The sequence below is a fragment of the Aquabacterium sp. NJ1 genome, from assembly GCF_000768065.1.
GTDB lineage: Bacteria > Pseudomonadota > Gammaproteobacteria > Burkholderiales > Burkholderiaceae_C > Aquabacterium.
Genome location: NZ_JRKM01000001.1, coordinates 2,606,860 through 2,630,958 on the forward strand (window position 1 = coordinate 2,606,860; position 24,099 = coordinate 2,630,958).

Consider the following 24,099-nt stretch of genomic DNA (forward strand, 5'->3'; position numbering starts at 1 on the left):
AGTGCCCCTCACTGATCCGTGATCAACTCCGTCACGTTCCGATAGTTCCCCTGCCCCCCAAACGCCAGCCCGCTGACCTTGGTCTTGCCAAACAACCTGGCCAGCAGGCTGCCTGGTGCAAAGGTCGCGGTGCCAATCGAGAAGCCGCCTTCTGTGGAGCCATCGATCACGTTGACCGTGTGCACGGTGCCTGCTGGCGTCTCGACGTATTGGTCGGTCACTTTCTTGCCAATGTTGATCTTGAGCGTGAGGTCGTCGCCACTCATGCTGTAGCCGCCGTCATAGTCCACTTGCGCGCGTTGCTTGCGGATGAGGCCGGTGGTGGGCGGGTCGAACGCGATGTTCACCACGCCACCGGGGTAGCCTGCCGCGACCTTGGGGGCAGACTGCTGGGCGTCGTTGTCCAGCAGCCAGAGCATGTACAGGTTGGGGCCGCCCAGCGGGAAGGCGGCTTTGCCTTTGGCCGTGGGCAGCATGATCCCCACTTCGGCGATCTTGAAGGCGCCGGTGCTCACCTCGCCAACCGTGCCGCTTTCGCACGTGGCCAGCTCCACCAGACCGTAGACGGTCTTGGGCAGCGTGTACTTGGCTGGCACCAGGCTGCGCGCCACTGCGGCGTCCACCGGTGCGACCACGGCGAAGTCACGGCAGTTGGTGCCCGTGCTTTCAAACAAGGTGGTGGTGCCGGCCATGGCACCCATGTGCGCCGCAGCCAGCAGGCCAAGGCCGATCGTGTTCTTCATCAGGGTTCTCCAATCAAAACGCAGCGTCTTTAAAAAACACTGTTATTTGATGAGGAATGAACGCCCTGCGGTTTGGGCACTTACCCTGGTGCACCCGCGCTTGTGGGGGGATGACGTGGGTGGGCGCTGCCATGTCGATCAGTGCTATCGTCAAACGCCATTCAGGCGCCACGAGCGCAGACGCGATGGGAGCATCATGATCATTTCATCCTCGGCCGATTACCGGGAAGCCGCACGCAGGCGTCTGCCGCCTTTCCTGTTCCATTACATCGATGGCGGTGCCTACGCCGAGCAGACGCTGCGTCGCAATGTCGAGGACTTGGCCGGTGTGGCGCTGCGCCAGCGCGTGCTCAAGGACATGAGCCAGCTGGACACCAGCATCGAGTTGTTCGGCGAGAAGCTGGCCCTGCCCGTGGCCTTGTCGCCTGTCGGGCTCACCGGCATGTACGCGCGCCGTGGCGAGGTGCAGGCCGCACGTGCCGCTGACGCGCGGGGCATCCCATTCACGATGTCGAGCGTGTCGGTCTGCCCCATTGAGGAAGTGGCGCCCAAGCTGAGCCGCCCGATGTGGTTCCAGCTGTATGTGCTCAAGGACCGTGGCTTCATGCAGAACGCGCTGGAGCGCGCGCAGGCGGCCTGTTGTTCCACGCTGGTCTTCACGGTGGACATGCCGGTGCCGGGTGCACGCTACCGTGATGCGCACTCGGGCATGAGCGGCCCTTATGCCGAGCTGCGCCGCTACGCGCAGGCCGTGACGCACCCGCGCTGGGCCTGGGATGTGGGCCTGTGGGGGCGCCCGCATGACCTGGGCAATGTCTCGACCTATCTGGGCAAGGCCACCGGCCTGGCGGACTACATGGGCTACCTCGGGGCCAACTTCGACCCGTCCATTTCCTGGAAGGACCTGGAGTGGATCCGGGCCTTCTGGAAGGGGCCGATGGTCATCAAGGGCATCCTGGATCCGGAGGACGCAAAGGACGCCGTGCGCTTTGGTGCCGATGGCATCGTGGTGTCCAACCATGGTGGTCGCCAGCTCGATGGCGTGCTGTCGTCGGCCCGTGCGCTGCCGCCGATCGCCGATGCTGTGAAGGGCCAGATCAAGATTCTGGTCGACTCGGGCATCCGCAATGGGCTGGATGTGGTGCGTGCCATCGCACTGGGCGCCGACGCGGCCATGATCGGCCGAGCCTACATCTATGCCCTGGCCGCCGCCGGTGAGGCCGGTGTGTCGCACCTGCTGGAGCTGCTGGAAAAGGAGATGCGCGTGGCCATGACCTTGACCAGCGTGGCCCGTGTGGCGGACATCACGGGTGACTTGCTGGTGCGTGAACGGGGCAACGGGGCCGATTAAGCGCGGCTCGCCGCAGGCCCCTCAGGCCAGGCCGTCAACACCTCACAGCCTTGCGCCGTCACCGCGACCATGTGCTCCCATTGCGCTGACAGCGAGTTGTCCTTCGTCACCACGGTCCAGCCGTCGGCCAGTTGCCGGGTCTCAGGCCGGCCCGCATTGAGCATGGGCTCGATGGTGAAGACCATGCCCTCTTCCAGCCTGAGCCCTTGTCCGCGCCGGCCGTAGTGCAGCACCTGCGGCTCGTCGTGGTAGACCTGCCCGATGCCGTGGCCGCAGTATTCACGCACGACACTGAACTGCGCGCGCTGTGCAACCGACTGGATGGCATGGCCCACGTCGCCCAGCGTGGCGCCCGGCCGGACTTGCGCGATGCCGGCCATCAGCGCTTCGTAGGTGGTCTCCACCAGGCGCCGCGCCAGGGGCTTGGGCTCGCCGACAAAGTACATGCGGCTGGTGTCGCCATACCAGCCATCCTTGATGACGGCCACGTCGATGTTGACGATGTCGCCGTGCTTCAAGATCGTGCTGCGTGAAGGGATGCCGTGGCACACCACCTGGTTGACCGAGGTGAGGATGGTCTTGGGGTAGCCGAGGTAGCCCACATTGGCCGGCGTGGCGCCCTGGATGTGGACGATGTGCTCGTGGCAAAGCTGGTCCAGCGTGTCGGTGCTGACGCTGGGCACCACATGGGGCGCGATCATGCGCAGCACCTCGGCGGCCAGCTGGCCGGCCTGGCGCGCCATGGCGAGGCCTTCGGCGCCATGGATGGGCACACCGTGCGCCATCAGTGTTTGCCTTTGGGCGCAGACGCTGCGCGTGGCTTGCCTTGCGGGGCGTTGATTGCACCCACAAGATCCAGGCCGCCGGCCAGCTCGGCCTGGACCAGCAACCGGCAGATCTCCCGGTGATCCAGATCCGGGTGCATCTCGGCCAGCATGCCGACTTTCATCCAGTGTTCTGCTTGCGCGTTGATGGAGCGGCCCAGCGCGTTGCCCGCCACGCGGAGGTTCTCGTGCATGGACTCTGAGATTTTGACGATGCCCATCGGCTGGCTCCAGTTGAATATATGAAGTATATACACTTCATATATCCCCATCAAACCAGGGTCTGCAGCGCCGCGTCGATGCGTTGCAAGGCCTGCAATCCGCCCAAGGCCAATCCCACGTCATCGCGGCTCGGCACCTGTGCCTCATCCACATTGATGCGCACCAGCCTGGCGCCCGCATAGATCAGCATCTGGTGGCTGAAGTTGCGCACCGAAGGCACGGCCGTGCCCGCGCCGATTTCGATCACCACGGGCTTGCGCACCAGGGCCAGCCAGCGCTCCAGCTTGAGGGATTGCGCCTCGCTGCGCGCGGGCAGCCACAAGGGGTCACCGAACATGAGGATGTTGGGCCGCGCCAGGCCGCCGCAATGCGGGCAGGTCGGCATGGCATTGCGCAGCACGCCTTGGGCCTCATCCACATCGGGCACGAAGTCGTCTGCCGGCCAGATGTCCTGCGTGCAGGTGTTGAAGCATTGCAGGTGTTGGATGGAGCCGTGGCATTCGTACACGCGCTCGGGATCGAAGCCGGCTTTCTGGAACTGGCCGTCCACATTGCTGGTGAACACGGTGGCGCCGGCGTTCATGCCTTTGGCCCAGCGTTGCAGGATGCCGAAACCGGCATGCGGCTGGGTGGCGCGGTAGAGCGCCATGCGGTGGCCGTAGAAGCCCCAGGCCAGCTCGGGCGTGCGGCCGAAGGCGCGTGGGTTGGCCACGTCCATGAAGCCCAGGCCGGCACGGCCTAGCGCGGGGTAGGCCTGCCAGAAGCCCTCCGGGCCGCGGAAATCGGGCAGGCCGGAATCGACGCCCATGCCGGCACCCGCGGCGACGATCAGGCCATCGGCCTGGTCGATGATCTCGGCGGCGTGGTGCAGTTGGGCGCGCAGCGTGTCAGGCAGGCTTTCTGGCGTGTCGTTGTGGGAGGGCATGTCAGCGTGGGCAGCAAACCGGATGTCGAAAGTCTGACACGGGCGTGCCAAAAATACTCGGCATCCTTGTTTCCGGGCTTGATGCGTTCCGCGCCTGACCGGATATCTCTGTCACACAGAGGCGACATCCACCCTGTTTGAGTGAAAGCGAGGTGGGCGCCGTTGACTTCAAGCGCGGTTTTGGGGAGCATCGAGCCCTCGTTTTTACCAATAAACCCGATCTGTTCGGGGCAACTATTCAAGGGAGTCGTCATGGCATTCGCCCGTCGCGCCACTGCGCTTGTTTTTCTGATCGGCATTGGCCAGGCTCAGGCCAGCGTCATCAACCTGAACCCTTATTACGCGAACGACAACAGCATCAGTGCGCCCAGTGGCGTGTCGCAGCTGATCTCTGCGTCGAATGGCAGCAACCTGATTGCCATGACGAGCAACAACATCAGCGTCACGAATGTCGCTGGTGGCTCGGTGTTGGACGAAGCGGCTTTCAAGCGTTTCACGAGCATGTCCCTGTCGCCCAGCGGCAACTACCTGTACGCAGCGGATTTTGGTGGCGAGGTCATCGGCTATGGCTCGCCTTCGTCGCAAAGCTATGTGCATCAGTACAACCTCACCACGGGTCAATGGAACGCGGAGTTGTCACCCATTGCCTATCAGATTCAGGCGACCGGCGACAGCAACTTCATCCTGAGCACATCTGATCAATGGATCACCTTGTCCACCAATACGTGGACGAATGCACTGGGCACGTCCCAGCAAGGCAGCGTGTCCTGGAGCGTGTACGCGGGCAACATCGTCTATGACGCCAACACCCAGCGGCTGATTCATGGCAACTCGGGCATCTCTTCCCAGGAGTTGACGGCCTTCCACCTGGTCAATGGCAAGCTGGTGCAACAGGAGACCTCGGGCACTTACGGCACCGCACAGGGCTATGGCGGCACCTTGGCCTTGTCCAACGATGGCAGCAGCATCTATTACGGCAACCTGAAGGTGGATGCGCTGGATGTGTCGCACAACCTGATGGTGTTCCCTGAGCAGATCTACGCTGCGAACGCCAAGTATGCGTTTGGCAATGGCTCGTATTACGACGCCAAGACGGGGGTGCTGCTGGGCAAGCTGGGCTTCAACTCCACCGTGTACGCCATGGATGGCAGCGGCGACAGCTTCTGGGCTTACGACGGTACAGCGGGCTTGTTTCGCCACTTCGTCTCCAGCGTGCCGGAGACATCGACCTACGCCATGATGGGCCTGGGTTTGATCGCCATGGGGCTGGTGCGTCGCAAGGCCTCACGGCCTCAGCAGGCTGACAGCACGAGCGTCTGAATCAAGTAATACCAGGGAGATATCCATGCGTCCATTCATCCATGTGGCGACCGCCACGGCATGGGCTTGCGCCGCCGTGGCCGGTTCGGCTCAAGCCTCGACCATCAACCTGAACCCGTTCTATGTGAACGATCAGGCGATCGATGCGCCGACCAAGGCCGTGCAACTGATCTATGCGCCCAATACCAACACGCTCATCGAGCGCAACAGCGGCAGCGCCATTGCGACCATCGATGTGGGGTCGGGGCAGGTCACCAAGACCTTTTCCACGACGAGGTACACGGACATCTCGTTGAGCCCCAGCGGCAACTACGTGTTCGCGTCGGACTACGGCGGTGAAAACATCGGCTATGGCACGGCCTCGACGCAGAGCTACGTGACCAGGCTGGACCTGCAGGCCCGCACGGCCGCGACAGAGGCCACGCCCATTGCAGGCAATGTGGAGGCCATCTCCGACAGCACTTTTGCCTTGAAGTCATCCGATCAATGGGTGACCTTCACGCTCAATGCGTGGTCGGGTACGCAGCAGTCCACCCAGCTCAATGTTTCGAATGGCTATTTCAGCGGCTATTACGCGTCGGTTTATTACGGCGACTTTGTCTACGACGCCAGGACGCAGCGCCTGATCCATGGCAACTCGGGCCTGTCGTCGCAAGAGTTGCAGGCCTTCTCGGTCCAGAACAATAACTTTGTGAGGCAAGAGGGCTCGGGCATGTACGGCTCGGCTTCAGGTTATGGCGGCACCGTGGCGCTGGCAACCGATGGGCAGACGCTCTACTACGGCAGCCTGCAAGTCGATGCCTTGAACGTGTCGCACAACCTGTTGGTGTTTCCCGAACTGATCTATGCCGCCAACAGCAAGTACGCGTTCGGCAACGGCGCCTACTACGATGCCAAGACCGGTGTGCTGTTGGGCAAATTGGGGTTCGATACGACCGTCTATGCCCTGGATCCCAATAGCGACAGCTTCTGGGCTTACGACGGGTCGAGCAACCAGTTTCTGCACTTCAGTTCGGCGGTGCCCGAGGCCTCGACCTTCAGCTTGATGGCGCTGGGGCTGTTTGGCCTGGTGTGGGCGCATCGCCGTCGTCAACAGTGAGATCGAGCGGGCGCTGAATCTCACTTGCCCAGCGGCAGCACCGGCTGGGTTTCCGATTCAGACACCAGCACCGTCAGCAGGTTGGTCACCAGGGTCACGCGGGCTTCGTCCTTGAAGGGGCCGATGCCCGCGTGCTCGATCTCGTCCAGCGCGTCCTTGACCATGCCCACGGCGCCCGCGACGATGAGCTTGCGGGCCGCGACCACCGCGGCGGCTTGTTGCTTGCGCAGCATGGCCATGGCGATCTCGGGCGCGTAGGCCAGGTGCGTGATCTTGGCGGAGTGGATGTCGATGCCGGCCACGGCCACGTGTTCTTCCACCTTGAGCATCAGCTCCTGCGCCACGCCTTCGAGGTCACCCCGCAGCGTCTTGGCGCTGTCGCCATCGTCGGTGGAGTGGTCGTACACGCGGCCGGACACCACTTCGCGGATGGCGGATTCGCAGGCCATCTGGATGAAGGTGGCGTAGTCATTGACCGAGAACACGGCCTTGGCGGTGTCCCGGATGAGCCAGGAGATCACCGCCCCCACTTCAACCGGGTTGCCGTTCTTGTCGTTGACCTTGATGGTCTCGGTGGTGAAGTTGTTGATGCGCAGGGACACTTCGCGGCGCGAGGCCAGCGGGTTGCACCAGTAGAAGCCATCGTCGGTGATGCTGCCGGCGTACTTGCCGAAGAAGGTGAGCACCGTGGCCATGTTGGGCGCGATGATCACGAAGCCTTTGGTCACGAGCAGCAGCGCCCCGATCACGAAGAAGCTGGTCAAGGGCGGGTGACCCTCGTGCAGCCCGTCCAGCACCTGTGAGCCGGTGAAGGCCGCCACGGCCAGCCAGATCAGCAAGGCCAGCCAGCCGTTGAGTTGAAAGGCAGAAAACTGCTCGAGCGGGTTGCTCTCGCGTGGTGTGGGCTTGGCCATGGTGCGGCTCCCTTCAGGGGTGATGCACCATTCTCGCTCGACAGCGGGTCAAAGGCGTGTGACAAAGGCTTTGAGCCGCTGCAGGCCTTCTTCCAGATCCGCCTTGGAGGCCGCGTACGACAACCTCACATGGGTCGTGGCGCTGCACACGCCGAAGTCATGCCCTGGTGTCAAGGCCACATGGGCTTCTTGCAAGGCCCGCTCGCAAAAGCGCATCGCATCCAGCCCGGTGGTGCTGACGTCGATGTAGACGTAGAAGGCGCCGTCGGGCGGCACCGGCACGCGCAGGCCGATGTCGGCCAGGCCTTGCAGCACGAGCGCGCGACGCTCGGCAAACTCTTGCTTGCGGGCTTCACACACGGCGATGGATTCGGGCGTGAAGCAGGCCAGCGCGGCCATCTGTGCCGGGGTAGAGGCGCAGATGTAGTAGTTCTGCGCGAGGCGCTCCATCACGGGCACCAGGTCTTGCGGCACCACGGCCCAGCCCAGGCGCCAGCCGGTGATCGGTATTGGCGGGTTGCCTATGTATGGACACATGTTTACCTGGGAGCGGCATCGTACGGACAACGTTCATTTGTCCAGGCCACTCCTACCCAAACTGGACAGTTCATCGTGCTTGTGTCCAGTCATCTAAAAGGCGGATCTGATCTGCCGCGGACATCGTTGGTGGCACATGGTGGTGCTATTGCGCCTTCACGATCAAAAGTTCTCAACATGTTTCAGCAACAGCGAACCTCTATGTAGATGCATTAAGACGATGTCAATGAACGCATAACAAGTGGACAGTTGGGGCGGTGGAGTTGAGCGCTACTTAACCCGTTTCTGCATTCGCCGATTGCGTTCAGCATCCGCATCAAATGCCGCTTCAAGCTTAAGCAGGAACTCAACGGGGGAGACACCCAGGCCTTTAAGCCAAGCGCGAAGTTCCAATAGGTCCAACCGACGGACCCCACGCTCAACCTTGCTTATGTCGCTTTGAGGCAAGCCAATTCGTTCCGATAGTTCCACTTGGGTGACTTGTTGGTCCCTGCGTGTCTGTCGCAACAAGGTTAGAAAGCGCGCAAATTGTTCTGGAGTGTGGAGAGACTTTTGCATAGAGCACCAAAGTGCTCGCAGCATTAATTCGAACTTAGAATATGCGAAATTGAACTATTTTTGAGTTGTTGCATGTTCATGACGTACCCCGAGATGGAGCATCCCATACCGCTGTCACTGCTTCCGCCTGGAGCCAAGGTTTGGAGGGCTGTAGAGCTCTCACTGAGGTTGCCCTGGTTTCTTGCTGTTGTAGAAGACCCTGTGGAAGAGGTGTTTCGAGACCTGCTGCTATCAAGCGAGATGGACGTGGCTCAGTTGATTGAAGAGAGCCCCGAAGCAATCAAACAACTCGAGGTTGTTTCGCCAGAGTACGCGGACTCCCGATGGAGCATGCGCAGGGTGAAGAGCATCTGGAAAATTGTGGAGCCATCAGGCTTCACGCAATGGATCTATGGTCATGACGATGGCACAAAGAGCTATTGCCCGCCGTGCTCGGAAGAGTTCAAGCAGTCCTTCGGCTCAGCGAAGCACGTGCTTGATCTTGAATAGGTGCATCCCATGGCAGTTGCTGGGCACCGATATAGTCGTGACAACAACAACAGAACAGAGCGCGCATCCGTAAGCGTTCGGGATGCGTCTCGTGTGGATTGCCGTATTTCAAGCGGTCGAAGTTGCGGCTGCGTGTGGACAGGCGTGAATGTAGATTCACGTTAGCAGATCACACTATGAGCATCGTCTGGGAAAAAGCCATACGGCACATTGATCGCGCTGTAAGGCCAACACTGCTACGTCGGATACGGTCGGTGTTGCTGAAAGCTGAGGTGAAACGAAAGCGCAACAAGCCAAGTGGGAGTCTGCCGGCCAGCTTGGTCTTTTCTAAGCTACGACTTCGGATTCAATCACGATCAGGACAGAACGTAGATCCGCTCGCAATACAACGGCTTGATATGCAGCAGCGCCGCTATCGGCTCAATGAGTGCAAGCGAGAGCGACAAGCCTCCGCTTCTCGTCGCCCCAGATCGGCAAGAGCTAAAGCCAAGATTTACCTGTGGCGCACTCGCCAACAATGGCTTGAGAGATCTCCGGATTGGCCAATCCGTTCCGAATGCACAGTCTGCATTGACTCGTGCATCACTCGACAAAAACGAACGGCCGCATACAAGGCGAGTCAGTATCTCTACGTCTTTGAATTAAACCAAACATGCGATAGCTAGGGCAATTTCTGAAAGGCAAGCGTAGCCGATACGGTGTCGACAACACAGATGCCTCGGTGAACTCGTTGTAACGGCTTGGTGTTCAAGCCAGGCCTGAATAAGCCGCTGCCGCCTCCCCCAAAGTGGCCCAAGCTTTCGTCATCGTCCGTGTACTCATTTCCTTTGCCGGAAACAGCACAGACCAACACGTTGGCATCGCATCCTGTGGCCCATGTCTGCAGGGGTAACTGCCAATACTCTTCGAAGAAGCGGGCCCCATACGTGCAAACAACGATGGGAACATCTGGACCCGCCCCAGCCTTAATCGCCTCGTACATCATCCTGGTCCCCGTTGGAGACGGATTGTCAGATGCATCAGCGCAGATAAGCGGCACGCAGCGGCCCCGGCTCCATACGAACAGTTTGGTCTGGGTGCCTGGGACATACTCCTCCTCGTGCCAGAGAATCCTCTTGTAATAGTGATCAACGACTTTGCCCTGCTCACATAAGAACACGGCGTTCCTGAGCTTGCCATCTACAACTACCGAGCCGCCAGCGATGAAAGGTACATCGGGGCACGATGCACTGATCATCTCCAGTTCGCGTACTGCTAACTTGTTTGGCGTCTTCTCATCGAAAGGCAAATATTCGGGGAAGACGACCAGATCAATGTCGGACGCACTCATTAGTACTTTCTGGATCCCCGATAGAGACCACAATGGATCGTGTACGTTGAGTTGAACCAGAGCTACTCGCATGGAGAAATTCTCACTTCCTAGGGACTACACCGCTCACTAGCGAACGATGCAGGCGGAACACCGTTCGTCGATAGACAGCAAGGTCTTCAATCGCAACCTTGTGATTGCTTGGGCGCTTCCACCGAGGTGAGTTGAATTCTCGATAGTCGGCCCCGCACTCCAGCAAACGGGCGGAGCACGCGACCCATGCGTGCTTCTCGTCCGCTTCGACGATCGCAAACCAATGCTCCGGATTGCACATCGCCAAGACAGTGTCACCGTCCGCAATCTGGGACAGTCTCCGGCGGTCTACGCCCGAAACGATCTCTACGCTCACGTCTCGGCAAATGGCCGAGACAAACGATTCCGCAACGGGAAGCAGTGTGCTGAAATCATCCTCGAATGCCGCGGTGCCAACATCGAATCGCAGAAAGACCTCTGGCTTGGGCACCTGTTGAATAGCACCGGGCCAGCGGTCCTTGAGGTTGGCTCCTGTCAAAGCGACAACCGCATTCGCCAAGGTGTAAAGAAAGCAGGCTCCGTCAAGGTCTCCTTGGCTGAACAACTTACGCTGAGTCATATCTCATTGGTTAATTTGGATTTGATGCACCATCACCTGAAGCGCTTCAAGTGCATTTTCCAGTCACTCGTGACCAGCCGGAATCGACCCACAGCAGTCGGTAGCAGCACCGAATAGGTTGAGCGAAACCTGACATTCGATGCACGCACTTGCAGACAGTTGCTCAAGGAAGCAGGCCGTCATGGAGCGACATTGGATTCGAATCCTGGGCATTAGCCGCGTGTAGGGCCGGGTCCTAGAACGACGCATCAGTCAAAAAGCGCCGAAACAGCTTGCGCCACCTTCGCATAGAGCCCCCGCCCACGCGACCAGAGGTTGAAGCTCCCATTCGTCTTGGGGTACGGCCTTATGAAGCGGGCATTTCGATATTGAAGACTAGTCGGTCAGCTCGGGGCTCGCCGCTTTCTGCATCAAAGGAGATTTTAAAGATCAGCTGACTTTTTTGATCTGATAAAAGGTGCAGAACAACAGGTTCGAACTTCGAGTGTGTCCATTGAAGCGGTTTTCCGACTTCATATTGAAGATCGGCAAGTGCACCGCAGAGCAAGTCCGGTACGCGCAAAGCGTCGTCGTACCAGAGGCTACCGCTCTCCTCAGGAACCGCAAAATCGAGGCGAGACGCACTAGAATCCAGCCCCCCTTGCACGCACAGCACATGATGGAGGGTGTGCGCAAAATGATGAAATAGAGAGCCTGAAGACTTCCCTGTAAGAAATCCAAGCATTGAGTCTCGATCGGTTGCCCAGACCAGTGACGACCCAGTAAGCTGTCGATGAAAAGAGTATGCTAGGTACGCCACGAGGTTCGAGACAATGACAAGATCTCGCACCACTCGCATGTTCGCGCGACGCTCTTTCAAAGCTTCCAGGAGGACTTTAAAGTCTTGTGAAAGGGCAGCGTAATCTTGTTCGCCGTCGCGCGGTTGCCACCTATCCACCATCTGATGGATCATCCCAAGATCCGACACGAGACCTCCGCGCTCGGACGCTGATAGCCGCCTGTTGCGCCCGAGGAGTACCGATACGCTAAACGTTGGGTAGCTCTTTATCAAGTCAATAAATTCGGGCCGAACCTGCTTGACTTTCTTGATGTCCTTTGGGGCGACAGATTTGAATCTCTCAAACAATTTCTGGATGTCTTCTTTAACGGGAATGAACGAAAAACTCGCGACGTCGGAGTTTTTCGTTCGATCGTTGAAGGCATAGTCAGATAACAGAAGCCAATTTCTCGCTTGCGTGTTGCTCTTCAAGAACTGCTCAAAAATGGATGCGCCGCTTTGAGCAAATGAGGCATCAAAGTGCCGAAGGAACGGGTGCAGAGCGATACCACCAGTACATTCCGTCCCTGGTTGAAATGTATCCGACTGGAAGTGGAACCCTAGTGTTTGTGTTTGCATACGCAATGATCAGCTTTGCGAGCCCCGTTTTCGACGGTTTCACGCAATGAATAGTCGCTAAAACGAAGAGCGCTAAGCAACTAAGCCAGCTACTTAGATGTGGCAGATCGATACGTCAAAGCGGTCGAGCGAACATAGTGGCTGTATTACTCGCCGCCAGCTGGCCTCCACTCGATGTCGCCGAACTCATACGCGTACACCTTCTTTGCGAATTCAAGGTTGCCCTGGACGCGGTAGTTGCTGTGATAGACACCGGAAAAAACGACAGCGGAGTTGATGTGGTCAAAGGTAGCGTCTCGCCGAATCCTGGCAACTAACTGATCGCCTCTAAAGCCGTTTTCTATCAGTCGTCCATGCGGTTGAAACTCACCCATTGATCCACTACGCTGAGGCATTGGACATGACTTCTGCGTATCGCCGTCAAGGAAGTGGTGCAGGGAAAAGACGTCCATGCACATTGATGAGTCCGCAGTGTTTTTCAGGTCCTCTGAAACGGAGCCACTGCCATACCAAAGGTTGACGTTCATGCCCTCTCTAACGACTGCATCAATGAGCGGTCTGAAATCCTGATCGCCAGCAATGAAGGTCAACTCCTCCATGTTCTTGCGATGAGTGTGCGTAAGCATGTCCACAGCAATCAAAACGTCTACCTCTTTTTGCCTAGCAATGCCCCCTCTGGCTCGCTTTGATATTCCTTCGTAGACATGCCACCGGCTTAGGCCGCGCAGGTAATTGAAGAAGTCATGCTTGGCTTTAAGTCGTGCCCCAAATTCCTCATCTGACTCGTTGTCTTTCTTCGATGGCAATGCGTCGTAATAGAAGATTTTCTTGTGATGAGCCGAAAGCTGAGGATAGGAAAAACGACCTTTGCCGTCAAACCAAAAGCTGTTGAATTTCTCCCAAGCTTGTTGAAAGTAGTTGCCATCGATGAAGAGGTAGCTGCCAGACATAGTGCTCACTAGATTTCTACTGTGGCAACTATTCTGCACCTACATCAAGGGCCGGTAGATCTGGTCCTTATCGTTGTACTTGGGGGATCGTCGCCTTACTGTTGGCGGCACATGATTCGGTCTGGGGGTGGGCTTGCCACGAATCTCTTATGGCCGCGTACATACAATACAAAGCAGATCAGCTACGCAGCAGCGAGCGGTTGGGCAAATACGCAAGGCTTGCAGTGATGGCGCTTGTACTAACGGAAAGCTGCCACTGGCGACCGGCTGCTCTTGGCAGGGTGCGGGTGCCCCTTCGCCCAACTTCGTCGCCCGAAAGCAGTCTCTTAGGGGGCACGTCCTGACTGGCCGGTTGTGGGCGGGCAATTCCGAAAGCTGGCGGGCTCGAGTCGGCCAGGAAGCGACACCGAGGCGCGACCGCTTCTCGACCTGGTCAGCGAGGACCGATAATGAACTCTTGCATCAGTCTGCAAAGAGGGGCCAGATGAAGCTAGAAGAACTGCTGGGGGACAAGAACCGTAGCGAGGAAAAAGACGCCGTCCGCGAGTTCAGCACGTATTTGACGCATGACCTTGGTTACCCGGCAAGTTCCATAAGAGCTGAAGTTTTTGTCGCGCCGGGTGCGGTTGTGGACCTTGCGGTTCTAGACCCACAGAGTTCTGCAATTCGGGCTTTGATCGAGTTCAAGCGGGACAATGGGCCAAACAGACAAAGCCTACAGCAAGGCATTAGGACGGTTGAGCGGTACCTAAAGTCCCTTCCACCAATCAAGCAAGTACGCGCTTTTGTTGTCCTCTACGGCAGAGACCGGCGGAGAATTTACGAAATTAAAGCGACTGCGACAGATCTCGATGCGGACGAAATTGCCAGCTTTCCGCGATGGAAACGGCTGCGCGTCGAGGGAGGGAGTTCCTCCGAGTCGTTAGCCAAGTTTGTGAAGTTCACCGGGGCGCTGGCCGAGGAGAGACAGCTTCTCGACCGCAGTCTCACCGAGTCTCGTAAGCACCTAATCTCGTTGCTCGACGCATCTACCGATGAGTTGGCAGAGTCAGTTCTCTCAGAGGTCATTTCGCAGATCGATCTCCGCTTCTCAGACATTGCGTCAGTCGACGATCCGAAGCAGGAGACTGAAGTATTCCAGTCCGTTCTAACGTTTTCCGACTTTCTTGACAGCTCACGCATTCGGCTCGGTGCCTTCGGTGAAACGAAAGAAACTATCGGAGCCGAGTTGCAGCTCGCGCTTAACAACTTGGGGCAGGAGCTTCGCGGTGTATTAAACCGGCAGGGAGTTCAGAGACTTCTTCCGTCACACGAACATAGCGCAGAGGGGAGCAGCCCACCTGCTGAACCACGAACGCGGCTCGACATCCTGATTGTCACCGCGATGGACGATCCGGAGTATCGCGAAGTGCTCAAGATCCTCCAGGATCCAAAGAACGTAACGCCCTTTGTGAACGCTAACCACGCCGTTTGCTTTGAAGGGACGCTTGTCGGCGGCACCGCATCGGTCGTGGCTGCAACGCAAAATGACATGGGTATGGCCAATGCCGCTGTGCTCACCACGAAGCTCGTGAACCACTACCGTCCCCGTCTGGTTGTGATGCTCGGGATCGCGGCTGGAGTCGATCCGAAAAACCAGGCGGTAGGTGACGTCATTGTGCCGACTCACACCTACGATCTTGCACTTGGGAAGTTAGAACGAGAAGGTAGCTGGTCAGTTTTTAAGCCGAAGATCTACCAGAAAGACGCTCGGGATCACTTCACCTTCTTCCCGTATCTCCTGGAGGCCAAGGAGGATCTGGCTCTCCGGGAAGCCATCCAAGAGAGCTGGAACGTGAACAACCCGGCAAACAAACTGAAGTCACCACCCAGCATTCGACTCGGGTCCTTTGGGTCAGGAGGAACAGTCATTGCCGATCCAGAAGAGGTGAAGGTTTACAAGTCCACCAACACAGCGATCATTGGCTTCGATATGGAGGCGCACGCCGTTGTCGTTGGGGCCGTTGAGTCGGGTGTCAGTGAGCGCGTGCAGGTACTTGTTGCAAAAAGCATCTGCGACTTCGCCGGCAAGGACAAGAAGGTAAAGAAAGGCGTGAAGCAACAGCTTGCCGCTTTCACAAGCGCGCAGTTCTTCAGGTCGTTCTATCTCAAATACATCTCAGAGAGGCTTGCGCGAGTCTAACTACGCCTCTGTGAAGTTCAGCCGAATGGCAGGGGCTGTTGTCGGCCAGGACCAGCCCGTCGCGACGGTCAGCTTTAAGACGGTCCGCTTTAAGATAGGCTGGCTCGCTGAATAGGAAGTGCGATTCGGCTCGTGCTGGCTGCCGGGCTGGCCAAGCTGCAATACGGCGTGCGGAGGCAAGCATAGGAATGAAGCCCATCTACCCCGATATCCCTTGGTACGTGAAGGTCAGCGACCGCAAAAAGGTGACCAACCGCTGCCCGTTTACCTCGGTACAGCACTGCCCGCGACATTTCGAGACGACGGCACTACTATCCGACGCGGGAACGACCACCAGGATGCCCGTCGAGCTACACGACCGGCTCATGGCCAAGTGGCAGGCGCATCATGCCTGGCCTGCGACGGCCGAGACAGCGACCGCCATCAGCGGCGCCGACGGAGCCGCTCACAGCTACTCGAATTTCTGCCCGGAGGTGGCTTACGACACGTTCCGGCTCTTCGCGACAACGCTGATTCGATTCAGCGACGAGATCGACCGGGCGCAAGCGGAACGGGTCATTGCAGCAGATGGCCCCGGCGAAGGCAACGACTGGCGCTGGAACTGGCAGCATGTCGAGCCGATGCACTACACCGAATGTCCGATCTACGCAAAGCTCTATGAGGAGAAGCCTATGGCCCAGATCAATTTCAACGCACCGATCAGCGGTCAGGTGAACGTCGCCGGTACATCGATCAGTAACTCGGTCATGCAGCTGTCGGTCGGCGACCTGCTGGCGAGGATCGATGCTTCAGATGCACCGCCGGAGGAGAAGGAGGCCGCGAGGTCCAAGCTGGTTGGATTTCTTTCACATCCGCTGGTCACTTCGATCGTCGGTGGCATCGCCGGCGGAGCTGTTGGCCTCGTCAAGTGACGTCGGCCGAAGTTCTTGCCGGCGTGCGGGATGCGTTGCAGAGCATCACCGCACCGCGCCTGTTCGAGACCGAGCGCGGCTACCAGGGCGCCTTGCTCGGCCAGCTCGACCGGCGCCTGCAGCTTCCGGCGCGCGTTATCGTGGAGCAGGAGTACCAAAAGCAAGCCGGGCGACATGGCTTGACCATTCGCCCGGACATAATCATTCACGAGCCGTTCGACCCGGAACGCTTTGCCGACCGAACGCAGGGCAATGTCGCTGTGATCGAGCTGAAACTGCGATCCACAGCTGCAGAAGCCGCGGACGATTTCATGAGCCTCGGCCTGATGCTTGATGTGCTTCGCTATCCGCTTGGCATCTTCATCAATATCGGAGCCGAGCGCACGTGGGCAGAGTTGCTGCCACAGGCGCTGCACGGGCGAGTAGCCTGCTTTGCCGTGCGTCTGCAAGACACAGCCGTCACCGTCGTAGAGGCCTATCGTTGAGGCTGTTCGTTAACCACAGATGGTGTGGCGAGAATGTCCGATCTAGAGCACCTCAGCCGCTCGTAGCTACTTCCGCCATGGGTCGATCTCGGGCCCTGGTGAATGACCGCTGATGGGCATCCGGCCTAGCGCTTGTCTCGCGAGGAGGTCGACGAGTGGTAACCGGCTGCTCCCAGCCTAAGGCCGACTTAGGTCTCCAGAAGCTCAATAGAACAAATGGGGCCGCAAGTGGCTAGAACAAATCAAACAGCAGGGGACTCACTTTGCGAAGCGCTTGATTTGTTAGACGCGTCAGGAGGGACTTGTCGGATCTCTGCACACTAATTAGGCGTAAGGCGCCTTTGTAGGACAAATCTACCTCTCTCAGCTACGCGTGGTGAACTATCCGACGCCAATCGGCGCGCCAGCGACGTAGCCGCGCCACCGAGCGCATCCATCTCTCTAACGAGCGCTTCCGCGGCGACCGCTCTGACAATGCAAGATCGGTCCGATGCTGCCAGATCCATCGTTTCGAGGAGTGGGGGGGCTTCCTGGAGTGGTCTTTCGCCAAGAACGTTCTGGAGTTTGCCTTTACAGGTTCGCACATCTGTCCACTGCCACTTCCGGCACTGCACCCAAGCAAAACGCCCAGTCAACTGCGCACGAAAGGCCGTTGCACGCACAGCCGGTTGAACTGCATACTTTGCAATGTCAGCAAGATCACTGTCCAGTACCGCCGTTCGCGCAGCCTGAGACAAGACCACCGACATTGGCCCCACAGCCATCGTGATTAGCCTCAGCTTCAAGGCTTCGATCACACCCCTGATAGCGAGCAACTCCGCGACGACCTGCTGGTCCACCTCTTCCATCCGCCCCCACGACGCCCAGCTTGGAAGCATTGCGCACAAAGCATCAACAACATGTTCTGGGTTTGATTGCTTAGCAAGCAAGGGTAGCTTTTCCCTTGCAGCCAGTCTCACCTCTGGTACCCAGTCATTGATGCGGCGAGCAGCTAGCGAGAAAAAGAAGCTATTCGGAGCCGGACCGGAGAGCGTTCGCAATGTGCGCTCCCGGACATATCCGTCCCAACTACAGAGGTCAACCCAGGTCAAGAATCGATTAGGCTTTGCCCATGCGATGATCCAAGGCGTAGCTGATGAGCGCAGAGCAAGAGAAAACTCGCCTCGGATGAGTCGTTCCCAATGCGCCAGGCTCGATAGTGGCAGAGACGACGTCACATCGATGATGGACGACATGTCGGTCGAACGTCTGAACGTCGAGTTGATCGAAATGGCAAATTCGCGGACGGCTGTCCTTAGCTCTTCCTCACTGCGCCCTTTGGCTTGTGACTTGCCCAATGCACTCCCCTTTTTGTCGCACCATCTTAGCCATCAAGAATTGATGCCCCGCGTGACAAGCGAGAGCTCTCGCTTGAACTCTTTTCGTAGCCGGTACACCTGAGCCGGGCGATGGGCTGCTCCAGACTCCATTTCACCCTCGATGGGTTCGAGTATTCCCATCTCGTCCATCTTGCGGCGGAAACTCACCTTGTTGATGGGCTCACCCAGCACGGCCTCGTAGACGGCCTGCAAACGCGGCAAGGTCACATGCTCTCCGCACAAATAGACAGGCAACGAGGAGTATTGGCTCTTGGATCTCACCCGGGAAACTGCAAGTTCAATGATCCCCTTGTGATCAAACGGCAGCTTGGGGAGCCGAGCAACGGGCGCCAGAACCAGCCCGTCATGGTCAACCTCCAGCAACTCAGTTGGCACCAGCGCGTAGTAGACGATCGACACCGACCAACCCCGTGGATCCCGATCCACCCCTGAATACGTCGCCAGTTGCTCCAGGTAGGGGCTGACGATACCTGTCTTGTCCTTCAAGACCCTGGCTGCGGCATCCCAGGCGGTCTTATCCTCCTGCGAGTGGATGTAACCACCAGGCAGCGCAGGCATCCCCGCAAATGGCTCGTTCTTGCGCTTGAGCAGAACCACATGCAGCGCTTCATCCTTGAGCGTCAGCAACACCACGTCTACGGTGCAAATGACGGGTGGATAGTCGGATTCGATTGCACTTTTAGCCATAGGTTTGCCCACTCGCTTGTCTTTGTTCAATCCAGCAACGAAGTAGCTTACCAATTCGGTCCCCCCTAAACAGGGATACCCGACAAATTTTCACATTTAGTTAGTTGCACTAGTAATCTAAGTGATGTACAGTGCAACCACTGACTCAAGTGGAGGCTCAAATGAAACAACAGATTCAACTGCTGATCATCGACCCGCAGAACGACTTCTGCGATCTGCCAGAGAACTGGCAGGGTTCTGATCCACTTACCGGGCGGCGTGTCGGGCCAGCTTTGCCAGTTGCCGGCGCCCACGCCGACATGCAAAGGCTGGCCAGCTTGATCCGCGCAGGAAAAAACGGCATCTCGGACATTATCGTGACGCTGGACTCTCACCACAGGGTTGATGTGGCGCACCCCCCGTTTTGGGTGAAAGCGGACGGTTCAGACGTCAGCCCTTTCACCACGATCTCGGCCCAACAGGTTCGCGAAGGCGTGTACCGCCCCCGTAATGAAGGTGCACTGACCCGAGTCCTGAGCTACCTGGATGAACTGGAGGCTCAAGCAAGGTATACGTTGATGGTCTGGCCTATTCACTGTGAGATTGGTACCTGGGGCCACAACGTCCACGCCGATGTGCAAGCCGCGTGCAACACCTGGGAAGAAGAGCGACTCAGTACCGTCAAGCAGGTCTACAAAGGTGCCAATCCCTGGACCGAGCACTACAGTGCCATGCAGGCAGAGGTACCCGATGCAGAAGATCCAGACACCTTGCTGAACAAGAAGCTGATTGCGCAGTTGGACCAAGCCGACGTGCTCTTGATTGCTGGTGAAGCGAGCAGCCACTGTGTGAAGGCCACCACCGAGCACATCGTGGACAACTTGCCCAGCAAGCAGTTGGGCAAGATCATCCTGCTCACTGACTGCATGAGTCCCGTAGGCGGCTTCGAGCAACAGGCTGAAGGCTTCCTGTCTGCCATGCGCGCAAGAGGCGTGCAGCTGGCAACCAGCCAGGATGTCCTGCCCAGTTTGCTGGCCAACGCCTGAAGCTGCAGAGAGAACTTGAACTGGGAGGCCGATTCAACCGGCCTCCCTTCAGAAAGACCAACATGAACGCTGTCATCACCAGTCTCCTGGAAACCGATCTCTACAAGTTCACCATGTGGCAGGCTATGCTGCACAGGCACCCGGAAACCCAGGCCGAGTACACCTTCGTATGCCGCAATGAGAGCGCCTTCCCGCTGGCAGAGTTGGCTGACGAAGTCAGCCGCGAGCTCGACCACCTTTGCACCCTCAGCTTCAAGGCAGATGAGCTCACCTACCTGAGAAGCCTGCGGTACATGAAGTCGGACTTCGTGGATTTCCTGCGCATCTTCCGCTTCCAGCGCGACTTCATCGAGGTCAGGACCAACGGCCCCAAGCTGGAGATCGTAGCCCGGGGCCCGCAAGTCCACGTCATGGGTTTCGAGATCTACGTGCTGGCCATCGTCAACGAGTTGTACTTCCGCCGGTTCGATGCCAGTGCGGCTCAAGCCGAAGGACGCCGCCGACTGGCCGACAAGATTGCCTTGCTCAAACAATTTGGCTCGGAGCCAGCACGCGCCAATCCTTTTGAGTTCTTTGACTTCGGCGTGCGACGTCGTTTCAGTGGCGACTGGCAGCGCGAAGTGGTCACCACATTAAAGGAAAGCGTGCCCGAGTACTTCAAAGGCACGTCCAATGTGTTGCTGGCCAAGGAGTTGGGGCTTGTTGCCATCGGGACCATGGCGCACGAGTACCTGCAGACCTATCAGGCCCTGGGCGTGCGCCTGCGCGACTTCCAACGTGCTGCTCTGGAAGACTGGGTGCAGGAATATCGCGGCGATCTGGGTGTAGCACTGACCGACGTCGTGGGCATGGATGCCTTCCTGGCTGACTTCGATCTTTACTTCACCAAGCTCTTTGATGGCCTGCGTCACGACTCAGGGGACCCCATTGAGTGGGGAGAAAAGGCCCTGGCTCACTATGCCAAGCTGCGCATCGATCCGCGCTCCAAGCGCCTGGTCTTCTCTGATGGCCTGGATGTACCCACGGCCTTGTCCATCTACCGGCACTTCGCTGACCGCACCCAGTTAGGCTTCGGCATCGGCACCAACCTCAGCAACGATGTGGGCATCAAGCCCTTGAACATCGTGATGAAGCTGACCGAGGCCAACGGCCAGTCCGTGGCCAAGCTGTCAGATACACCGGGCAAGACCTTGTGCCATAACGAGACCTTCCTCGCCTACCTGCGACAGGTCTTTCAGATCAAGGAGGCATGATGCTGAAGATCACTGCCGCACAGTTGAACTACACCGTGGGTGACATCGAGGGCAATGTTGCCAAGATGGTTCAAGCGGCTCAGAAGGCCTGGGCAGACGGCTCCGAAATCATCGTGTTTTCGGAGTTATCCCTCACTGGCTACTACCCTGGTGATCTGCTGGACGATCCAGCCTTTCTTGAGCGCGTGGCACATGGCCTGGATGCGCTGCGCCAGGCATCGCGGCAGCTGCGCCAATTGGTCTGGGTCGTGGGGGCGCCCATTGCCCACGAAGGCCCGGGTAAGCGCCTCAGCAATGCCCTGCTCGCCATCAAGGGTGGCGAGGTGCTGCTGACCTACGCCAAACAATTGCTCCCGACCTACAACATCTTCGACGAACGCCGCCACTTTGAGCCGGGGCCCGACGTGGCGCCTGTGCTGCGTGTAGGCGACACGCGCATCGGCTTCATGGTGTGCGAAGACGGCTGGAACGATGCGGGCCAGGACTACGAGGTCAACCCCTTCCAGCGCATGCGCGATGCCGCACCGGATCTGATCGTCTCGATCAACGCAAGCCCATCCGACATCGGCAAGCGGGACTTGCGCCAACGCGTATTCGCTCAAGCCAGCAAGCGCCATGGCTTGCCGCTGTTGTACGTGAATCAGGTTGGTGGCCAGGACCAGATCGTGTTCGATGGCGCCTCGTTCGCCGTCGAGCCTCAAGCCGGTGTCGTGTATGAAGCCCAACGCTTCACGGAAGACATCACCACCTTGTGTTTCGACAATGGCCGCTTCCTGACCTTACAAGGGCAACTGCCTGCCAAGGTACCGGCTGATGGCTTGTCCACCATGGCGTTCTACAAGGCGCAGATCCTTCTGGGCTTGCGTGACTACGCCAGGCGCTGTGGATTCAAGCAGGCTGTGGTGGGATCGTCCGGTGGCATTGACAGTGCACTCACGCTCGCACTGGCAGCTGAAGCACTCGGCGCAGACAACGTGGCTGGCGTGACGATGCCCTCGCGCTACTCGTCCGCGGGATCGGTCGACGACTCCGTCACCTTGTGCAGCAACCTCGGCATCGAGCTGTTCACCTATCCGATCTCGGATACGGTGCAGGCCTACAGCAAACAATTCGACGGCACCTATGGTCAGCCCTTGCAAGGCCTCGCCCTGGAAAACCTGCAGGCGCGCATTCGAGGTACTGTGCTGATGGCGCACTCCAATACCTTCGGCCACCTCTTGCTGACCACAGGCAACAAGTCCGAGATAGCTGTGGGCTACTGCACCCTGTACGGCGATACCAATGGCGGCCTGGGCCTCATTGGCGATCTGTACAAGACAGAAGTGTTCGCGCTGTCACGCTACGTCAATGAAGCGGCCGGCAAGGAGTTGATCCCGATGGCCATCATCGACAAGGAGCCCTCCGCCGAACTGGCCCCTGATCAAAAGGATACCGACAGCCTGCCGCCTTATCCCGTACTGGACGAGATCCTCAAGTACGTGGTCGAGGGTGGGCGGCTATCGAGGCACGAATACGAACAAGCAAAAGCTTTCGTCGAATCGCTGAGGCTTCAACCTGAGGGTCAGGCCTTGATTGAGCGTGTGCGCCAGATGGTGGCACGCAATGAGTACAAGCGCCGGCAAGCACCCCCCATCATCCGAGTGAGATCACGCGCATTCGGCTCTGGTCGCCAGATGCCCATCGCCGCCAAACACCTTTGAACGGACACATCGCCATGCCAACTTATGACAAGCCGGAACTGGCGGTCCTGATCGGCCGATTCCAGCCGTTCCACAAAGGCCATGCGGCACTGCTTCAACAGGCCTTGGACGCCGCGCCGCACGTGGTTGTGGTCATCGGTTCTGCGTTTCAGGCGAGCACGCCAAAGAACCCGTTTACGTGGCAAGAGCGTGCTGACGTGATTCGACAGACACTTTCGGCCGCAGATCAGGCGCGCACCACCTTCCTGCCCATTCGGGACTACTACGACGAAGAGAAGTGGCTGCAAGCTGTGCGCAGTGGTGTCGAGAGGCTCGCTGCGCAGCGTACAAGTGTCTGTGTGATCGGCCACTTCAAAGATGCCACCAGCGAGTACCTGGCGCACTTCGACGGATGGCAGCTGATTTCGGTCGATCGGAACAGCCCGTTTGACGCAACCCATATTCGGGATGCCTATCTGGGCAGTCAACCCGAAGAACTGGCAGCCAATCTCGCTGCGCTGGCAGAGTCCGTTCCCCCAGCTACGCTGGACTTCCTGCGAACTTGGGCAAAGTCTCCCCTCTACCCAGCACTGTGTCAGGAGTGGCGCATGCTGAGGAAGTACAAGGAAGCTTGGTCGGCAGCGCCCTATCCACCTGTATTCGTGACCGTGGACGCCGTAGTGCGGTGCGCAGACAAGGTCCTGCTCATCAAGCGCGGTCAGCCGCCAGGCGTCGGGCTGCATGCCGTACCTGGTGGCTTCATCGAGCAAAGAGAAACGGCTTACCAGTCTGCGATTCGGGAGTTGCGGGAAGAAACGCGACTGGATCTGCCGCTTGCTACCTTGAAGGCTGCACTCAAAGGAAGCGCCGTTTTCGACCATCCAGACAGAAGCCAAAGAGGGCGCACCATCACGCATGCGTTCTACTTTGATCTCGGGGATGGCCCTCCGCCAAACGTGCAAGCTGATGACGACGCACAGTCAGCTGATTGGATCGACATCGACTTGATCCCCACGATGGAAGATCAATTTCACGACGATCACTTTCACATGCTCGATCATTTCCTTGGCCTCACAAAGGGCTTGCCTTCCGTTTGAGAAGCGCAGCATAATTACGCAATCGGCGCACATGTGTGCGTACTTCCTACTTTCCAAAACCATGACTTCCAAAGTGTTCATTGCCAACGACATGCGTGATCTCGCGATCACC

The 24,099-nt window shown here is 58.4% G+C and carries 23 protein-coding genes; 11 read left to right on the forward strand and 12 right to left on the reverse strand.

The genetic code is table 11. The annotated features are described in order from the left end of the window. Nucleotides 1–8: 8 nt before the first annotated feature. On the reverse strand, nucleotides 9–743 hold the full coding sequence (locus tag JY96_RS11160) for a hypothetical protein (protein ID WP_035037425.1): 735 nt from the start codon (nucleotides 741–743) through the stop codon (nucleotides 9–11). Nucleotides 744–939: 196 nt separating this feature from the next. Here JY96_RS11160 and lldD point away from each other — a divergent pair, with 196 nt between their 5' ends. After that, nucleotides 940–2,094 (forward strand): FMN-dependent L-lactate dehydrogenase LldD, encoded by a 1,155-nt coding sequence (lldD, locus tag JY96_RS11165; protein WP_035037426.1) that lies wholly within the window; start codon nucleotides 940–942, stop codon nucleotides 2,092–2,094. On the opposite strand, the gene map is transcribed toward lldD, so the two are convergent. Genes map through JY96_RS11180 form a run of 3 tightly spaced genes read right to left on the reverse strand, consistent with a single transcriptional unit; the run spans nucleotide 2,091 to nucleotide 4,065 of the window. Beyond that, nucleotides 2,091–2,879, reverse strand: a complete 789-nt coding sequence (map, locus tag JY96_RS11170; RefSeq protein ID WP_035037429.1) for a type I methionyl aminopeptidase — start codon at nucleotides 2,877–2,879, stop codon at nucleotides 2,091–2,093. The genes lldD and map overlap by 4 nt on opposite strands. Next, nucleotides 2,879–3,139 carry a ParD-like family protein gene (locus JY96_RS11175; RefSeq protein ID WP_035037432.1) on the reverse strand — a complete coding sequence of 87 codons (261 nt, stop codon included), beginning with the start codon at nucleotides 3,137–3,139 and terminating at the stop codon, nucleotides 2,879–2,881. The genes map and JY96_RS11175 overlap by 1 nt, the downstream gene beginning before the upstream one ends. Before the next feature lie 50 nt (nucleotides 3,140–3,189). After that, entirely contained in the window at nucleotides 3,190–4,065 is an 876-nt protein-coding gene (locus JY96_RS11180; RefSeq protein WP_052162418.1) for a Sir2 family NAD-dependent protein deacetylase, read from the reverse strand. Between the two features lie 252 nt (nucleotides 4,066–4,317). On the opposite strand from JY96_RS11180, the gene JY96_RS11185 reads away from it, so the two are divergent. Both JY96_RS11185 and JY96_RS11190 read left to right on the forward strand, forming a co-directional pair. After that, the gene (locus JY96_RS11185) at nucleotides 4,318–5,385 is read left to right on the forward strand and encodes a PEP-CTERM sorting domain-containing protein (protein ID WP_035037434.1); all 1,068 of its coding nucleotides are present in this window, start codon (nucleotides 4,318–4,320) and stop codon (nucleotides 5,383–5,385) included. Nucleotides 5,386–5,410: 25 nt separating this feature from the next. Continuing rightward, nucleotides 5,411–6,484 carry a PEP-CTERM sorting domain-containing protein gene (locus JY96_RS11190; RefSeq protein ID WP_035037436.1) on the forward strand — a complete coding sequence of 358 codons (1,074 nt, stop codon included), beginning with the start codon at nucleotides 5,411–5,413 and terminating at the stop codon, nucleotides 6,482–6,484. A 20-nt stretch (nucleotides 6,485–6,504) separates the two neighbouring features. Here the strand turns inward: JY96_RS11190 and JY96_RS11195 are convergent, their stop codons facing one another. From JY96_RS11195 to JY96_RS24270, 3 genes are all read right to left on the reverse strand, one after another. After that, complete coding sequence (locus JY96_RS11195) at nucleotides 6,505–7,398, reverse strand: SPFH domain-containing protein (protein WP_035037439.1); 894 nt, start codon at nucleotides 7,396–7,398, stop codon at nucleotides 6,505–6,507. A gap of 48 nt (nucleotides 7,399–7,446) precedes the next feature. Then, nucleotides 7,447–7,935 (reverse strand): aminotransferase class I/II-fold pyridoxal phosphate-dependent enzyme, encoded by a 489-nt coding sequence (locus tag JY96_RS11200; RefSeq protein ID WP_081961199.1) that lies wholly within the window; start codon nucleotides 7,933–7,935, stop codon nucleotides 7,447–7,449. Between the two features lie 270 nt (nucleotides 7,936–8,205). Further along, the gene (locus tag JY96_RS24270; RefSeq protein WP_369796141.1) at nucleotides 8,206–8,517 is read right to left on the reverse strand and encodes a helix-turn-helix domain-containing protein; all 312 of its coding nucleotides are present in this window, start codon (nucleotides 8,515–8,517) and stop codon (nucleotides 8,206–8,208) included. A gap of 48 nt (nucleotides 8,518–8,565) precedes the next feature. Between JY96_RS24270 and JY96_RS11205 the strand changes: the two genes are divergently transcribed. Then, nucleotides 8,566–8,982 carry a hypothetical protein gene (locus tag JY96_RS11205; protein ID WP_035037443.1) on the forward strand — a complete coding sequence of 139 codons (417 nt, stop codon included), beginning with the start codon at nucleotides 8,566–8,568 and terminating at the stop codon, nucleotides 8,980–8,982. Between the two features lie 661 nt (nucleotides 8,983–9,643). On the opposite strand, the gene JY96_RS11210 is transcribed toward JY96_RS11205, so the two are convergent. The 4 genes from JY96_RS11210 to JY96_RS11225 all read right to left on the reverse strand — a co-directional run bounded on the left by JY96_RS11210 (nucleotide 9,644) and on the right by JY96_RS11225 (nucleotide 13,289). Next, the gene (locus tag JY96_RS11210) at nucleotides 9,644–10,384 is read right to left on the reverse strand and encodes a nitrilase-related carbon-nitrogen hydrolase (protein ID WP_152606460.1); all 741 of its coding nucleotides are present in this window, start codon (nucleotides 10,382–10,384) and stop codon (nucleotides 9,644–9,646) included. A gap of 10 nt (nucleotides 10,385–10,394) precedes the next feature. After that, nucleotides 10,395–10,943: a hypothetical protein gene (locus tag JY96_RS11215; protein WP_035037448.1), complete on the reverse strand. Its 549-nt coding sequence runs from the start codon at nucleotides 10,941–10,943 to the stop codon at nucleotides 10,395–10,397. Between the two features lie 346 nt (nucleotides 10,944–11,289). Then, the gene (locus JY96_RS11220) at nucleotides 11,290–12,339 is read right to left on the reverse strand and encodes a hypothetical protein (RefSeq protein ID WP_035037450.1); all 1,050 of its coding nucleotides are present in this window, start codon (nucleotides 12,337–12,339) and stop codon (nucleotides 11,290–11,292) included. Nucleotides 12,340–12,485: 146 nt separating this feature from the next. Further along, complete coding sequence (locus JY96_RS11225; RefSeq protein WP_152606461.1) at nucleotides 12,486–13,289, reverse strand: NYN domain-containing protein; 804 nt, start codon at nucleotides 13,287–13,289, stop codon at nucleotides 12,486–12,488. A 484-nt stretch (nucleotides 13,290–13,773) separates the two neighbouring features. On the opposite strand from JY96_RS11225, the gene JY96_RS11230 reads away from it, so the two are divergent. The 3 genes from JY96_RS11230 (at nucleotide 13,774) to JY96_RS11240 (ending at nucleotide 16,867) form a co-directional block, all read left to right on the forward strand. Continuing rightward, entirely contained in the window at nucleotides 13,774–15,471 is a 1,698-nt protein-coding gene (locus JY96_RS11230; protein ID WP_035037454.1) for a hypothetical protein, read from the forward strand. 188 nt (nucleotides 15,472–15,659) lie between these two features. Beyond that, complete coding sequence (locus JY96_RS11235) at nucleotides 15,660–16,382, forward strand: hypothetical protein (RefSeq protein ID WP_035037457.1); 723 nt, start codon at nucleotides 15,660–15,662, stop codon at nucleotides 16,380–16,382. After that, on the forward strand, nucleotides 16,379–16,867 hold the full coding sequence (locus tag JY96_RS11240) for a hypothetical protein (RefSeq protein ID WP_052162419.1): 489 nt from the start codon (nucleotides 16,379–16,381) through the stop codon (nucleotides 16,865–16,867). Before JY96_RS11235 ends, JY96_RS11240 begins: the two co-directional genes overlap by 4 nt. 1,370 nt (nucleotides 16,868–18,237) lie before the next feature. Here the strand turns inward: JY96_RS11240 and JY96_RS11250 are convergent. Then, nucleotides 18,238–18,933, reverse strand: coding sequence for an NUDIX domain-containing protein (locus JY96_RS11250; RefSeq protein WP_035037461.1), 696 nt, complete (start codon nucleotides 18,931–18,933; stop codon nucleotides 18,238–18,240). A gap of 161 nt (nucleotides 18,934–19,094) precedes the next feature. On the opposite strand from JY96_RS11250, the gene JY96_RS11255 reads away from it, so the two are divergent. From JY96_RS11255 to JY96_RS11270, 4 genes are all read left to right on the forward strand, one after another. Continuing rightward, nucleotides 19,095–19,958, forward strand: coding sequence for a cysteine hydrolase (locus tag JY96_RS11255; protein ID WP_035037463.1), 864 nt, complete (start codon nucleotides 19,095–19,097; stop codon nucleotides 19,956–19,958). 62 nt (nucleotides 19,959–20,020) lie between these two features. Beyond that, entirely contained in the window at nucleotides 20,021–21,211 is a 1,191-nt protein-coding gene (pncB, locus tag JY96_RS11260) for a nicotinate phosphoribosyltransferase (protein WP_035037465.1), read from the forward strand. Then, the gene (locus tag JY96_RS11265) at nucleotides 21,211–22,911 is read left to right on the forward strand and encodes an NAD+ synthase (protein WP_035042359.1); all 1,701 of its coding nucleotides are present in this window, start codon (nucleotides 21,211–21,213) and stop codon (nucleotides 22,909–22,911) included. The genes pncB and JY96_RS11265 overlap by 1 nt, the downstream gene beginning before the upstream one ends. Before the next feature lie 14 nt (nucleotides 22,912–22,925). After that, entirely contained in the window at nucleotides 22,926–23,987 is a 1,062-nt protein-coding gene (locus tag JY96_RS11270) for a bifunctional nicotinamide-nucleotide adenylyltransferase/Nudix hydroxylase (RefSeq protein ID WP_035037466.1), read from the forward strand. The last annotated feature ends 112 nt before the right edge of the window (nucleotides 23,988–24,099 follow it).

Bases quoted from the DNA above. Each gene is read 5' to 3' on its own strand.
- JY96_RS11235 (WP_035037457.1), top strand. From the start codon at position 15,660: ATGAAGCCCATCTACCCCGATATCCCTTGGTACGTGAAGGTCAGCGAC.
- JY96_RS11270 (WP_035037466.1), top strand. From the start codon at position 22,926: ATGCCAACTTATGACAAGCCGGAACTGGCGGTCCTGATCGGCCGATTC.
- JY96_RS11230 (WP_035037454.1), top strand. From the start codon at position 13,774: ATGAAGCTAGAAGAACTGCTGGGGGACAAGAACCGTAGCGAGGAAAAA.
- JY96_RS11185 (WP_035037434.1), top strand. From the start codon at position 4,318: ATGGCATTCGCCCGTCGCGCCACTGCGCTTGTTTTTCTGATCGGCATT.
- JY96_RS11190 (WP_035037436.1), top strand. From the start codon at position 5,411: ATGCGTCCATTCATCCATGTGGCGACCGCCACGGCATGGGCTTGCGCC.
- JY96_RS11205 (WP_035037443.1), top strand. From the start codon at position 8,566: ATGTTCATGACGTACCCCGAGATGGAGCATCCCATACCGCTGTCACTG.
- JY96_RS11220 (WP_035037450.1), bottom strand. From the start codon at position 12,339: ATGCAAACACAAACACTAGGGTTCCACTTCCAGTCGGATACATTTCAA.
- pncB (WP_035037465.1), top strand. From the start codon at position 20,021: ATGAACGCTGTCATCACCAGTCTCCTGGAAACCGATCTCTACAAGTTC.
- JY96_RS11225 (WP_152606461.1), bottom strand. From the start codon at position 13,289: ATGTCTGGCAGCTACCTCTTCATCGATGGCAACTACTTTCAACAAGCT.
- lldD (WP_035037426.1), top strand. From the start codon at position 940: ATGATCATTTCATCCTCGGCCGATTACCGGGAAGCCGCACGCAGGCGT.
- JY96_RS11250 (WP_035037461.1), bottom strand. From the start codon at position 18,933: ATGGCTAAAAGTGCAATCGAATCCGACTATCCACCCGTCATTTGCACC.
- JY96_RS11265 (WP_035042359.1), top strand. From the start codon at position 21,211: ATGCTGAAGATCACTGCCGCACAGTTGAACTACACCGTGGGTGACATC.
- JY96_RS11160 (WP_035037425.1), bottom strand. From the start codon at position 743: ATGAAGAACACGATCGGCCTTGGCCTGCTGGCTGCGGCGCACATGGGT.
- JY96_RS11255 (WP_035037463.1), top strand. From the start codon at position 19,095: ATGAAACAACAGATTCAACTGCTGATCATCGACCCGCAGAACGACTTC.
- JY96_RS11200 (WP_081961199.1), bottom strand. From the start codon at position 7,935: ATGTGTCCATACATAGGCAACCCGCCAATACCGATCACCGGCTGGCGC.
- JY96_RS11215 (WP_035037448.1), bottom strand. From the start codon at position 10,943: ATGACTCAGCGTAAGTTGTTCAGCCAAGGAGACCTTGACGGAGCCTGC.
- JY96_RS24270 (WP_369796141.1), bottom strand. From the start codon at position 8,517: ATGCTGCGAGCACTTTGGTGCTCTATGCAAAAGTCTCTCCACACTCCA.
- map (WP_035037429.1), bottom strand. From the start codon at position 2,879: ATGGCGCACGGTGTGCCCATCCATGGCGCCGAAGGCCTCGCCATGGCG.
- JY96_RS11195 (WP_035037439.1), bottom strand. From the start codon at position 7,398: ATGGCCAAGCCCACACCACGCGAGAGCAACCCGCTCGAGCAGTTTTCT.
- JY96_RS11175 (WP_035037432.1), bottom strand. From the start codon at position 3,139: ATGGGCATCGTCAAAATCTCAGAGTCCATGCACGAGAACCTCCGCGTG.
- JY96_RS11180 (WP_052162418.1), bottom strand. From the start codon at position 4,065: ATGCCCTCCCACAACGACACGCCAGAAAGCCTGCCTGACACGCTGCGC.
- JY96_RS11210 (WP_152606460.1), bottom strand. From the start codon at position 10,384: ATGCGAGTAGCTCTGGTTCAACTCAACGTACACGATCCATTGTGGTCT.